Source organism: Sodalinema gerasimenkoae IPPAS B-353, assembly GCF_009846485.1.
Classification (GTDB): Bacteria; Cyanobacteriota; Cyanobacteriia; order Cyanobacteriales; family Geitlerinemataceae; genus Sodalinema; species Sodalinema gerasimenkoae.
On record NZ_ML776472.1, the window covers coordinates 4,513,871 to 4,527,035 of the forward strand.

A 13,165-nucleotide genomic window follows, 5' to 3' on the forward strand; every position below is an offset into this window, starting at 1 on the left:
GCTGAAATCGTCTACTTAATCACCCCCAGGGGGGCGTTAGATAGAGTTTTTCTGCCTAATCTGCTTATATGGGGTATTATGTGGAAAGTTTCCGTCTGATAAATTGTTAAATATTGGAGATTAAATGAAGATAGTTAGTATTTTTAACAATAAAGGTGGGGTCGGTAAAACCACCTACATGTACCATATTGCCCACCTTCTTGAGAAAGAGGGGAAGACTGTTTTGATCGCAGACTTAGATAGTCAATGCAATTTATCCTCTTACTGCATCTCGGAGTCAGAGCTTGAAAAAAGCTGGAAGCTGGATCGAGGAAATAGTATTTGGAACGCTATTGAGCGGGTTTATCAGGGTCTGGGGGATATCCGCCAAAGAGGCCCTTCCAAAGTAAGCAGTTTGTATCCGAAACTTTACTTGATTCCGGGTGACATTTTGCTGAGTAGTTATGAGGACGTGCTGGGTGATACTTGGAGCTCTGCTAAAGGTGGTGCTGAACCTGCGCTACGAGTCCAATCTGCGATATACAGGTATGTGAAATGGTGTGGTGGGAAGGTCGATGCTGATGTAATTCTGTTAGATCTTGGGCCAAATCTTGGAGCACTAAATCGTGCAATTTTGGCTGCAAGTGACTATTTTATTGTGCCGATGTCTCCCGATTTGTTCTCAATCAGAGGTACGGAAAATCTAGGAAATAAGCTAGTTAACTGGGCAGGTGAATGGTATCAATGCAACAGTTCTTGGAAAGGTCAAGGGTTAGCGCTTCCTGCTGGTAAGCCGACGTTTCTTGGATATGTAATGCAGCAGCACAATGTACGTCAAAACCAAGATGGCATGACTCGAGGTTGGTCAATTTTCGGGAGCAGGGTTGAGCAAGCGGTGAAAGACAACATCGTTGATAAACTTGACCCAATTGGCCAAGTTCATCATTGGACTGACAATGAATGGAAACTTGGCCGTATTCCAAACCTTCATAGCTTGGTTCCTTATTCCTTAGAAGCACGAAAGCCAGTCTTTGACTGCACTTCAAGGGATGGTTTAACAGGTGCCCATATAACGAGAGCAAGGAACTCTAGGCAGCATTTTGACCCGATTATGACAAAGCTGAGGCAGGTTATTTAACAAAACGCGGCACACGGATGGCCTTTACGTCGTTTCTCTTTGTAAAGGCCACCGGTGCGCTTTGCGTTAGACGGCAAAGCAGCACGCAAATAACCGCGCAACCTCGCCAAGCAGCTTAGGCATCCGCCCAGCGATCGCCACTCCAACCCCCCAATACAATAGAAGCCAACCCCGAAGTATCCGCAAGGTCAAAGAGGCTGGCAACAGCGATCGCCCCCATCATGCAACCGCCCAGCGACCTTACACTTCGCGTCACTCCAGACGAGTTTGCGGCGATCGCCCCCACCCCGATGAATCTGCCTGTTTGGATTGTTCAAGTAGTGCGCGGGCGATCGCGAAGCGTACCGGAAGGATTCTCACTCCGCTCGATCAACGCGAACCCGCCGAATTAATACCATCGTAAAAATGGTTGCGAAGTCGCACTCAATGACAGCTCTACTCGAACGAATCACGATCGATCCCCGTCAGCGCGGCGGTTGTCCCTGCATCCACAGAAGCAGAACCAGAAAAAGATTTGTTGTCTAGCTTTGTTATAGCTGCTCAATGCTAGACTGCAAATAGAAGCAGCAAACTACTATGTCAAGAAAAAATTATGTCTTCTACTACTATTGTCACAATCGTGAAGATGGTTGAATCCTTGCCCGATGAGTTGCAGGAAAAAGTTGTAGAACATATCCGAGACTACATTGCAGATTTGGAAGATGAGAAGCGTTGGGATAACTTATTCCAACAGACCCAGGGTAGTCTAGTCGCGGCAGCTCGTAAAGCCAAGCAGGAAATTGCAGCAGGGCAGTCGGTGCCGATGGACTACGAGCAACTATGAAGTCTGCAACACTACCCTCTTTTTGGTCGGGGTATCGAAAATTGGGTAGTTCTGTAAGAGAGCGGGCGCGAAAGGCATACCGATTGTGGGCAGAGAACCCATTTCATCCATCGTTACATTTCAAATGCATTAACAGCGAGGAGGGCATTTGGTCTGTACGAGTGACGCGCAGCTATCGTGCTCTTGGAGTCTTGGAAGGTGACACCGTGACATGGTTTTGGATCGGCAATCATGACGAGTATGAGCAATTTTATTCATAAGCGCCAGCAGTAGAATAGCCCCGTTAGACCGCAAAGCAACGTACAGGATGTCGCGAAGCGTCCCAGAAAGATTCTCGCCCCAGTAGCAACATTGCCAAGCGGCTTCGGCATCCGCCCAGCGATCGCCCCTCTAACCCCTCAGTACAATAGAAGCATGACGATCGCCCTCACCATGCCACCGCCCAGCAACCTTACAGCAGCTGAATCCCAGCCCCTGGACCCAGCGGCAACCCCAACAGAAACCAGAGGGCAAAAAACAGAGACCAGCTCATCAGGAACGCCACCGAATAGGGCAACATGGTCGCAATCAACGTGCCAATCTTGAGATTTTTATCAAACCGCTGCCCAAACGCCACAATCAAAGGAAAATAGACCATCAGCGGCGTAATGATATTACTCGTCGAGTCGCCAATGCGAAACACCAGTTGCGTCAGTTCCGGAGTATAGCCCAATAGCATCAGCATCGGTACAAAAATGGGAGCCATAATCGCCCACTGCGCCGACGCTGAACCGATGAAGAGGTTGATAAACGCACTCAGCAGTACAAAGCTTAACAGCAGCGCAATGCCTGTAAAGCCGCTAGCTTCTAGCAAATTTGCTCCATTCACCGCAACGATAACCCCCAGGTTACTCCAGCTAAAGTAGGCAATAAACTGTGCCGCCACAAACGACAGCACGATGTAGTAGCCCATGGCACTCATCGCTGTGGACATCCCCTTGACCACATCCTTATCGTTGCGCACGGTCCCCGCCGCCATGCCATAAGCAATTCCCGGTATCAGGAAACCCAGGGTAATCAAAATGACAATGCCATTGAGGAAGGGAGACGGGACAAGGCTGCCCGTCTCAGGATCGCGCAGAACGCCATTGGGGGGTAGCACTAGAAGGGCGAGCAGAGCCAGCACGGCCAACAGAGCATACAAGGCCCAGCGAAGCCCCTTTCGCTCGGAGGCGGTGAGGGTCTGTTCATCTTCTGGGGTGCGATCGCCCCCATAGGAACCCAGACGAGGCTCAACTACCTTGTCGGTCATCCACCACCCCACCAGGGTAATCACAAAGGTCGACGCCGCCATAAAGTAGTAGTTGGCGGTGGGATTCACCACATAACCTGGGTCGATAAAGCCTGCGGCATCCTGACTAATGCCGGCCAGCAAGGGGTCTAGGGTCCCGATGAGTAGGTTGGCACTAAAGCCTCCCGAAACCCCGGCAAACGCCGCCGCCAGCCCCGCAATCGGATGGCGACCCACCGCTGCAAACACCATCGCCGCTAGGGGCGTTAACACCACGTACCCAGCATCCGACGCTAGGTTTGACATCACCCCCAAAAACACAATACCAGGGCTGATCAAAGCCAGCGGTGTCGCCGATACTCCCCACCGCAACGCGGCAGACAGCAGCCCAGTCTGTTCGCACAGACCCACCCCCAGCATGGCCACCAGCACCGGCCCCAACGGAGGAAACTGCACAAAGTTCTGCACGGCCTCGGTCACCATTTGTCGCAAGCCTTCGCCAGACAGCAACGACACGGCCGTAACTGTTTCTTCCGTTGCTGGATGCACCACAGAAAGCCCTGCCGCCGCCGCCAAGGCGCTCAAAAGAATTACCCCGATCGCTAGAATTAGGAACAGCGTCACGGGGTCGGGTAGGGCATTGCCAACCCGTTCGATCCAACCCAGAACCCGATCTAACCCCCGTAATTTCCCCGCAGACTGGCGGGGAGATTCAGATTGAGGGGAATTGTTGTCTTCCATGGATGGCTCACCCTAAACGAGTTGTGAGATGAAGCTTGGGGAAGTCTCTAGCCCCGAAACGCAAAACGAGTGGTTCCCGAATTGGAAACCACTCGTTTATACTTTGGAACGGGCTAGGAGGGATTCGAACCCCCGACACCGTGGTCCGTAGCCACGTGCTCTAGTCCACTGAGCTACAAGCCCTTGCCTTGCGTTGTTCGCTAGGAGACCATTCTAACTGAAAAAAATCGATGACGCAACCCCCCCAGCCGAAAAAAAATTTAACTCACCTCGATGAGAGTGGCGAAGCCCGTATGGTGGATGTTTCCGAGAAAGCGGTCACCGTTCGCGAAGCCACGGCCGAGGGCTATGTGCGGATGAAGCCAGAGACGTTTGAGGCGATCGCCGCCGGAAATGCCCCCAAAGGGGATGTCTTGGCAACGGCAAAACTCGCAGGCATCATGGCTGCTAAACAGACGGCCCAGCTCATCCCCCTCTGTCACCCCCTGCCCTTGCAAAAAATTGATGTTCAGATTGAAGCTGCACCGGATTTGCCCGGCTATCGCCTCGAAGCCACGGTAAAGACCAAATCCGAAACGGGAGTGGAAATGGAAGCCTTAACGGCGGTCTCAGTTGCCGCTCTGACCCTCTATGATATGGCGAAGGCTCTGGAGAAAACCCTGCAAATTGAGGGGATTCGCCTGCTCAGGAAAACTGGCGGCCAATCTGGGGATATCCAAGCCGGCGATCGCCCCCATCCCTAAATCCATCTCTGACCTTCGATGGACACCGCCGCTCCCAGCATTCGCTACAACAGGAACAGAACCTGCCACACGATAACCCCCCTCAAATCACAGATCAACAGGAGCAAGCAATATGAAGATTCCCCCCGGTTTTAGCCAACAGGCAATTCAAACCTCCTTGGGCCGCATGGCCTCACCGCTGAGGGCGATCGCCCCCCCAGTGGAGACACCCTGGTCTTCCTCCATGGACTTGGTGGGGGGTCGTCGGCTTATGAATGGTCGAAAGTCTATCCCGCCTTCGCCCCTCGCTATCGGATTCTGGCCCCGGATCTCATTGGCTGGGGTCGTTCCGAACATCCTCAACGAGACTATGTCCCCGATGACTACATCACCATGATTGGGGAGTTCCTCGCGGCTACCTGTGAGGGGCCGGTGACAGTTGTAGCCTCCTCCCTGACGGCGGCGTTTGCCATTCGCGCGGCGATCGCCCATCCCGAGCGATTCAAATCCTTAATCCTCACCAATCCCACCGGACTCTCTGACTTCGGCAATAGCTACAACAACACCTTTTTTGCTCAAATCGTCAAAACCCCCATCGTCGATCGCCTCTTCTATGGCTTAGGAGTCGCCACCCCAGGGGGAATCCGCTCCTTCCTAGAACAGCGTCAATTTGCCAATCCCAAACGCATCTACGACGAAATCATCGAGGCCTACCTCGAATCCGCTCAACAGGACAATGCCGACTATGCCGCCCTGGCCTTTGTTCGCGGCGACTGTTGCTTTGACTTAGCCCGCTATCTCCCAGAACTCAAGGTTCCCACCGCCATGCTTTGGGGCAAAAAATCCCAATTTGTCAACTTTGAAGTCGGTCGCCGTCTCGCGGATCTCAATCCTGAAGCCGTGCAAGCCTTCGAGGTACTTGAAGAGGTGGGCCTAACCCCCCATCTTGAACTTCCCGCCGTCACCATTGGCGTCATCGAGACATTTCTAAAACAACTGCAAGAGAGCCACATCGATAGACCAGAAACGGCTGTTTCCTCAGGCTCTGTCACTGAATCCACTTAGATATCCTGATATCATCAAGGTCAACAAGACCACTGCTGTTCATTTAAGGTGCTGTTATGGCTAACCCCACTCCTCCTGAACCCCCCCGGCGTCTTGAACCGGATGAATGGATTGCCATTTTTGTCACCCTTGCCACCCTGGGCGGCTTGGGGGTCTGGATTTTGGGGGCAGCCGGTTTGCGACGCATCGCTCCTAGTCAAATCGCAGGCATTGATATCCCCGGTTTGGCCCAGGATGAAGAAGGCCCCCCGGCCCGCCGCGATGAGTCGGAAGACCGCTCTCTCTTCGGCCTCAGACAAGCACCCCCCACCCTCACTGGCCGGGAACGAACTCAAGCGCGTCCGGGCCGAGTTCCCCGCCGTCAGCGCACTGAGGAGGAGGAAACGCCGAGACGGGCTGGCCGTCGTGCTGAACAGGAAGGACGCCGCCGCTCGCCGCGACGATTGCTAGAAACGGATGACTCCTCCGATGGACTGGCCCTCACCACCACCGGGCTCATTTTAGGACAACAGGCCCAAACCTTCCTCGATGACGACGAGACAGCGGGGACTGACCCTGAAACCGATGCCACCCTGGACAATGGAGTCCCCCCGGTCGTGCCACCTGTAACTCAAGACCCAGCCGAGACGGAGGTTCCTGAGGAGATGGCTGGGGTTCCAAGTCCCGATGAGGAGGAGACAGCGGCTGAGGTTCGTCCTGATATCAATGACGACGTGGGTGACCCCATTAACTTTGTCGATGTTGACGAAAACCATTGGGCCAGAGCCTATATTGACGCCATGTCTGCCCGAGGCTTGATTGGAGGAGTAGAAGCCGATCGCTTTGCTCCCGATGAGCCGGTTACACGTGCTCAATATGCACAACTGGTTGAGAGGGTGTTTCAGGGTGACGAGGATGTCCGGGAAGGACTGGACTTTGTGGACCTCGACGATGACTATTGGGCTGCCTCTGCCATTGGCACCTCGGTACGTTGGGGCTTTTTGAGTGGCTATCCCGGTTTAGAATTTCGCCCGGAACGGTCTATCTCTCGTTTAGAGGTGCTGCTGTCGTTGCGGGCGGGCCTGAATCTCTCAGAACCAGATGACCCGGCGGCGATTTTAGAGGCCTACGGCGATCGCGATGCAATTCCCGACTGGGCCCGACCTCCCGTCTCAGCAGCCGTACAGGCCGAACTCGAACGCAACCGCCCCGATTCTGAAGGCCTCGACCTAGAACGAGAAGCCAGCCGCGCTGAGGTAACGGCTATGTTCTATCAAGCCCTAGTTCGAGCAGGACAGGCTGAGCCTTTGCCCTAGATGGGCCGGGGGAGTGCCAACCGGGATGGGGTCACAAGGGTTGTGGGGGCGATCGCCCTTTCCGATAAGATGATAAACAACCCCTGAGCGCATGAACGCATCGGATCCCTTGTTTGTTGTCCCCGACAGACGGTAAAATCGCTTGTCTGCGGATCAGCCGCATGACCTTGCTGCGCCAGTTAATATAGGAAGTCTAACGATGAGTCAAACGAACGTTTCAGAAAAAGTCCAAGAAATTGTCGTGGAACACTTGGGTGTTGAAGCCAGCCAAGTTAAAGAAGCAGCCAGTTTCATTGAAGACCTCGGTGCCGATTCTCTCGACACTGTGGAATTAGTCATGGCCTTTGAAGAAGAATTTGATATCGAAATTCCCGATGAAGATGCCGAAAAAATTCTGACGGTCAAAGATGCCGTTAACTATATCCAGGAAAAATCCGCCGCTGCTCAAGCCTAGTGATGACGTAGGACTGTTAACCGACGCATTTGGTTAGGCGGTCCTGCTTCATCCTGACGGAGATCGCGCCATCATCGGCGACTCAACGTCTGGCAGATACTCGTTACGTCGCCAGCGTCGTTGACAGTTGGGACGAGCGCGATCGCCCTTGAACTCACCCGATTCCCACCGCGATAGACAAACTAACTAAGACAGTGATAGTTAGGAAAAACAAGCTCCTGAAAAGCATTCCAGCTATCAACCGTCCATTATTAAACGTCTATTGCCATCTCTGTTGAGACCTTATAAAACTATCCATTTTGGTACTTCGTCGGGTTCGACCTTCCCTCGATACTGACTGACATCATGACCCAATCCTCAACCCAGCGCAAACGTGTTGTTGTCACGGGACTCGGGGCGATTACGCCCATCGGGAAAACCGTAGATGACTATTGGCAGGGACTGCTCTCCGCCAAAATCGGCATCGGGCCCATTACCCTATTTGATCCAGCGGACTACGCCTGTCGCATTGCCGGAGAAGTGCAAAACTTCGACCCCCATGCGTACATCGATCGCAAAGATGCCAAGCGGATGGCCCGGTTCGCTCAATTTGCCGTAGCCGCCAGCAAACAAGCCCTTACCCATGCCGGTTTGGAAATCAATGACCTCAACGCAGAACAGGTCGGTGTCATGCTCGGAACCGGGGTGGGCGGACTCAAGGTCATGGAAGACCAAAACGAAGTGCTACTGAAACGGGGCCCCTCCCGAGTCAGTCCCTTCACGGTTCCCATGATGATTGCCAACATGGCCGCAGGACTCGTGGCCATCCATACGGGAGCCAAAGGGCCCAACTCCAGCCCCGTCACCGCTTGCGCCGCCGGCTCCAACGCCATCGGTGATGCCTTCCGTCTCATTCAACAGGGCTATGCTCAAGCCATGATTTGTGGTGGGGCCGAAGCCGCCATCACCCAACTCTCTGTAGCGGGGTTTGCCTCCGCTAAAGCCCTCTCTACCCGCAATGATGACCCCCTACGGGCCAGCCGTCCCTTCGACGCCGAGCGGGATGGCTTTGTCATGGGTGAAGGCTCAGGGGTGCTAATTCTCGAAGAATTGGAAACCGCCCTCAGTCGCGGCGCCACCATCTACGCCGAAATGGTTGGCTATGGGATGACCTGCGATGCCTATCACATGACCTCTCCGGTTCCTGGAGGAGACGGGGCCGCCCGCGCTATCCGACTGGCCCTCAAAGATGGCAACCTCCAACCCCAGCAGGTGGATTACATCAACGCTCACGGAACCAGTACCACCGCCAACGATCGCACGGAAACCGCCGCCATGAAAGCGGCCTTAGGGGAAGACAACGCCCGCAAAGCCGCCATCAGTTCCACCAAAGGCATGACCGGACATCTCCTCGGCGGTGCCGGTGGGATTGAAGGGGTGGCCGCCGTCTTAGCCGTCGCCAACGATCGCATCCCCCCCACGGTGAACCTCGACAATCCCGACCCCGATTGCGATTTAGACTATGTTCCCAACCAGGCGCGGGAACGAGAGGTAAATGTCGCCCTGTCTAATTCCTTTGGCTTTGGCGGGCATAACGTCTGTCTAGCCTTTCAGAAATATCGCTAGGGCCTGAACCTCTGGCTCTATACGAGTCTGCCTCTTGCCCCTCGATCCCCATAGTGGGATGATGGGGACAATTTCGTGAGGGCGTTTGGTTCGTCTCATCGTTCGCGAGTTCCTTCACCTCACACCTTTTCGTCCAGTCAATCGTTTAATAGTAGAAACTATGGCAGTCGCCACCCAATCACTTCAAGAACTTTGCATCAACTCCATTCGCTTCCTCGCGATTGATGCCGTGGAAAAAGCGAAGTCTGGACACCCCGGACTTCCCATGGGAGCCGCGCCGATGGCGTTTGTGCTTTGGGATCGCTTCATGCGGTTTAACCCCAAAAATCCTCAGTGGTTTAACCGCGATCGCTTTGTCCTCTCAGCCGGCCATGGCTGTATGTTGCAATATGCCCTGTTATACCTAACCGGCTATGACAGTGTTGGCATTGATGACATCAAACAGTTCCGTCAATGGGGCTCTCGCACTCCCGGACACCCCGAAAACTTTGAAACTCCTGGCGTCGAAGTTACCACCGGCCCCCTAGGACAAGGGATTGCCAATGCCGTGGGTTTGGCCATGGCTGAAGCTCACCTAGCCGCCCGCTTTAACAAGTCCGACGCGGCGATCGTCGATCACTACACCTACGCCATTCTCGGTGACGGCTGCAACATGGAAGGGGTTTCCGGTGAAGCCTGTTCCCTCGCCGGACACCTGGGCCTGGGTAAACTCATCGCCCTCTACGACGATAACCACATCTCCATTGATGGGTCCACGGATATCTCCTTCACCGAAGATGTCGCCAAACGCTTTGAAGCCTACGGCTGGCACGTGATTCACGTCGAAAACGGCAACACCGACCTCGATAGTATCGAGAAGGCGATCGCCGAAGCCAAAAAAGTCACCGACAAACCCTCCTTCATCAAAGTCACTACCACCATCGGCTACGGTTCCCCCAATAAAGCCAACACCGCCGGTGTTCACGGGGCGGCTCTCGGTGGCGACGAAATCGAAGCCACTCGCAAAAACCTAGGCTGGAACCACGAGCCGTTTGAGGTTCCCGACGATGCCCTGGCGCATTTCCGCAAAGCCATCGATCGCGGTGCTGAAGCCGAACAAGCCTGGAATGCTACCTTAGAAACCTATCGCAGCAAGTACCCCGAAGAGGCGGCTAACTTCGATCGGATGCTCAAGGGTGAACTTCCCCAAGGTTGGGATGCTGACTTACCCAGCTTCACCCCCGACGACAAAGGCATCGCCACCCGGAAGCATTCCCAAGCCACTCTTAATGCTCTTGCCCCCAACCTGCCGGAACTCATCGGCGGTTCTGCGGACTTAACCCACTCCAACTTAACGGAACTCAAATGTTCCGGTAGCTTCCAAAAAGGCACCTATGAAAATCGCAACCTTCGCTTTGGGGTGCGTGAACATGGCATGGGATCGATTTGTAATGGGATTGCCCTGCACAACTCCGGCTTAATCCCCTACTGTGCCACCTTCCTCGTGTTTGCCGACTATATGCGGGCAGCCATTCGTCTGTCGGCCCTGTCGGAAGCGGGGGTTATCTATGTGATGACTCACGACTCCATTGCCCTTGGTGAAGATGGCCCCACCCACCAACCGGTAGAAACCATCGCCTCCCTGCGTGCGATTCCTAACTTAGTGGTGATTCGTCCAGCGGATGGCAATGAAACCTCCGGTGCGTATAAAGTGGCGGTGCAAAATCGCAAGCGTCCGACGTTGATTGCCTTCACCCGTCAGAATGTCCCCAACTTGGCTGCCAGCACGGCTGATAATGTGGCGAAGGGTGCTTACATTGCCGCTGATTGTGATGGCACACCTGAGATGATTTTCATCGGTACGGGGAGTGAAGTCTCTCTCTGCATCGATGCGGCGGAAAAACTCACCGCTGAAGGGAAGAAGGTGCGCGTGGTGTCGATGCCTTCTTGGGAACTGTTTGAGGAGCAAGATGCGGCCTATCGCGAGTCTGTGTTGCCGAAAGCGGTTACGAAGCGTTTAGTGGTGGAAGCCGGGACTCGCTTCGGCTGGGAACGCTATATGGGGGCTGAGGGCGACATGGTAAGTGTCGATACCTTTGGTGCATCGGCTCCTGGTGGAACGGTGATGGAGAAATTTGGCTTCACGGTGGATAACGTGTTGGCCAAAGCCAAAGCGGTTCTCGGTTAGGGTTTCCGGCTCTCCTGCCTCCCTTCTTCTGCCCCTGCTCGTGTCATGGCTCAAGCCGTGACACGGGCTCTGGGAGGCTCTACCGCCTGTGGACGGGAGGCGGAGCCTCCCCCAGGGCAGAGGGGGGGACGAGGACAAACGAGGGGATAGAGGACTTAGCTGACTGTCTCCCCATAGAGATCGTAAGCATCGGCATCGATAATCTTCACCGAAACCAGAGTTCCCAATTGCGGCAGAGCCTCAGGAGAACCCTCCACATAGATCACCCCATCCACCTCAGGGGCAAAACGGGCCGATCGCCCAATCCATTGGCCAGTTCGTGGGTTGACTTCTTCAGCCAAAACATCAACCACCTTACCAATTTGCTGTTGATTGCGTTTTTGGGAAATTCCCTGCTGAATCGACATCAGGATATCCCGCCGTTCGTCCATCACCTCCTGAGGAACTTGATTCTCCATGGAAAACGCCGGGGTTTCTTCTTCGGGGGAGAAGGTGAACACCCCCACATGGTCAAATTCATGACGCTTGACAAATTCCACCAGATGCTGGAATTGCTCCTCGGTTTCACCGGGGAAGCCCACAATAAAGGTGGTGCGTAAGACGGCCTCGGGGAGAGCCGCTTTGATGCGATCGATAATCTCGTCATTCACTCGCCCTTGCCAGGGACGGTTCATGGACTTGAGAACGTCAGGATGAGAATGTTGTAGGGGTAAGTCCAGATAGGGCAGGGCATTAGGGGTTTCACGGATGGCATCCATCACCGCTGGGGTAATTCCCGTGGGATAGGTGTAGTGCATCCGCACCCAGGGAATATCCACCTGGCCCAGTTCTCGCAAGAGTTCCGCTAGTTTGGGTTTCCCATATAAGTCAACCCCATAATTGGTGGTGATTTGCGAAATGAGGACCAGTTCCTGAACCCCTTGTTCAGCCAGTTGTTTGGCTTCGGCAACGATGGACTCAATGGGGCGCGATCGCTGGTTGCCCCGCAGATGGGGAATAATGCAGAAGGCACAACGATAGTCGCAGCCTTCGGCAATCCGTAGATAGGCAAAGCCTTCGTTGGTGGTGCGATAGCGGGGGGTGGATTCGTCGGCAATGTAGGTGGGGTTCGCCGAGATCTCTTTAACCCGCTCTCCCTGCTGGGCCCGCTGGATGACATCGACAATTTTGTTATAGTCCCCAGTACCGACGACGGCGACGGCCTCGGGGATTTCGTCGAGGAGTTCCTCTTGGAAATGCTGGGCCATGCAGCCGGTGATGACGATTTTTTTGCCCTCTTCGGCTAGTTCAACGAGGGTTCGCACCGACTCTTCCCGCGCCGCTTGGATGAAGCTACAGGTGTTGACGATGACGTAATCGGCAAAATCTTCGTTCGCGTCAATGCTGTAGCCGGCTTGTAGCAGTAAGCCGAGCATATGTTCAGTATCGATACGATTCTTCTCGCAGCCGAGATGAGAGACGGCGATGGTGGGGGTACCAGACATAGATTGAGTTGTAAGGGGAATTGAGGGGACAGCCAAGACTTCAGAGATTTGCTGTGACCGGTTGTGGTTGGGCCACACGCACTTATACTACACTAACACTGGGGTGGAGCGTTTTATTCGCGAAAGCGTTTACGCTCATCCTCGGTCCCTAATACGAGACGTTGTACAGGTTTACCTCTAGTCTGCATTATGACTGATCTCAATCGTGGCATCATGAAGTTCAAAGGTGCGGATACCCCTGTGGCGATCGCACTGTCCTCAGTTCTCATCCTCGGCGGCATTGCGTTCTTGCTCTGGTGGGCCTATCAGACTGCATATGCCGGATAATCTCCCACCCGTTGAGAGGATATCTTTGAGAAATCCTGGTTTTGTTGTTGGACAAGCCAGGGTTTCTCTTGTTTTGGACTCGTTGTAATGTTGCT

At 54.2% G+C, this 13,165-nt stretch carries 12 protein-coding genes, 1 tRNA gene and 1 pseudogene; 11 read left to right on the forward strand and 3 right to left on the reverse strand.

The window, feature by feature from the left end; genetic code table 11:
* The first annotated feature begins 124 nt into the window (after positions 1-124).
* The 4 genes from L855_RS19660 to L855_RS22985 all read left to right on the forward strand — a co-directional run bounded on the left by L855_RS19660 (position 125) and on the right by L855_RS22985 (position 2,200).
* Entirely contained in the window at positions 125-1,117 is a 993-nt protein-coding gene (locus L855_RS19660) for a ParA family protein (RefSeq protein WP_159790632.1), read from the forward strand.
* Between the two features lie 221 nt (positions 1,118-1,338).
* Positions 1,339-1,509 (forward strand): hypothetical protein, encoded by a 171-nt coding sequence (locus L855_RS19665; RefSeq protein ID WP_159790633.1) that lies wholly within the window; start codon positions 1,339-1,341, stop codon positions 1,507-1,509.
* Positions 1,510-1,709: 200 nt separating this feature from the next.
* Positions 1,710-1,940, forward strand: a complete 231-nt coding sequence (locus L855_RS19670; protein ID WP_159790634.1) for a hypothetical protein — start codon at positions 1,710-1,712, stop codon at positions 1,938-1,940.
* Entirely contained in the window at positions 1,937-2,200 is a 264-nt protein-coding gene (locus tag L855_RS22985) for a type II toxin-antitoxin system RelE family toxin (protein WP_159790635.1), read from the forward strand. The genes L855_RS19670 and L855_RS22985 overlap by 4 nt, the downstream gene beginning before the upstream one ends.
* A 191-nt stretch (positions 2,201-2,391) precedes the next feature.
* Here the strand turns inward: L855_RS22985 and L855_RS19680 are convergent, their stop codons facing one another.
* Positions 2,392-3,951: an AbgT family transporter gene (locus L855_RS19680; RefSeq protein WP_159790636.1), complete on the reverse strand. Its 1,560-nt coding sequence runs from the start codon at positions 3,949-3,951 to the stop codon at positions 2,392-2,394.
* 109 nt (positions 3,952-4,060) lie between these two features.
* Positions 4,061-4,134, reverse strand: a tRNA-Arg gene (locus L855_RS19685).
* Between the two features lie 47 nt (positions 4,135-4,181).
* Here L855_RS19685 and moaC point away from each other — a divergent pair.
* The 6 genes and pseudogenes from moaC (at position 4,182) to tkt (ending at position 11,259) form a co-directional block, all read left to right on the forward strand.
* The gene (gene moaC, locus L855_RS19690) at positions 4,182-4,694 is read left to right on the forward strand and encodes a cyclic pyranopterin monophosphate synthase MoaC (RefSeq protein ID WP_159790637.1); all 513 of its coding nucleotides are present in this window, start codon (positions 4,182-4,184) and stop codon (positions 4,692-4,694) included.
* Positions 4,695-4,806: 112 nt separating this feature from the next.
* Positions 4,807-5,738: pseudogene (locus tag L855_RS19695) on the forward strand (alpha/beta fold hydrolase).
* Between the two features lie 56 nt (positions 5,739-5,794).
* Positions 5,795-7,033 carry an S-layer homology domain-containing protein gene (locus L855_RS19700; protein WP_159790638.1) on the forward strand — a complete coding sequence of 413 codons (1,239 nt, stop codon included), beginning with the start codon at positions 5,795-5,797 and terminating at the stop codon, positions 7,031-7,033.
* A gap of 199 nt (positions 7,034-7,232) precedes the next feature.
* Positions 7,233-7,487: an acyl carrier protein gene (locus L855_RS19705; RefSeq protein ID WP_159790639.1), complete on the forward strand. Its 255-nt coding sequence runs from the start codon at positions 7,233-7,235 to the stop codon at positions 7,485-7,487.
* 345 nt (positions 7,488-7,832) lie between these two features.
* A complete protein-coding gene (gene fabF, locus L855_RS19710; RefSeq protein WP_159790640.1) occupies positions 7,833-9,092 on the forward strand; it encodes a beta-ketoacyl-ACP synthase II in 1,260 nt (419 codons plus the stop codon).
* A 160-nt stretch (positions 9,093-9,252) separates the two neighbouring features.
* Positions 9,253-11,259 (forward strand): transketolase, encoded by a 2,007-nt coding sequence (gene tkt / locus L855_RS19715; protein ID WP_159790641.1) that lies wholly within the window; start codon positions 9,253-9,255, stop codon positions 11,257-11,259.
* A gap of 155 nt (positions 11,260-11,414) precedes the next feature.
* Here tkt and rimO read toward each other — a convergent pair whose 3' ends face one another.
* On the reverse strand, positions 11,415-12,743 hold the full coding sequence (gene rimO / locus L855_RS19720; protein ID WP_159790642.1) for a 30S ribosomal protein S12 methylthiotransferase RimO: 1,329 nt from the start codon (positions 12,741-12,743) through the stop codon (positions 11,415-11,417).
* Positions 12,744-12,932: 189 nt separating this feature from the next.
* Between rimO and L855_RS21260 the strand changes: the two genes are divergently transcribed.
* Positions 12,933-13,070 carry a hypothetical protein gene (locus L855_RS21260; RefSeq protein WP_192925050.1) on the forward strand — a complete coding sequence of 46 codons (138 nt, stop codon included), beginning with the start codon at positions 12,933-12,935 and terminating at the stop codon, positions 13,068-13,070.
* Positions 13,071-13,165: the final 95 nt, after the last annotated feature.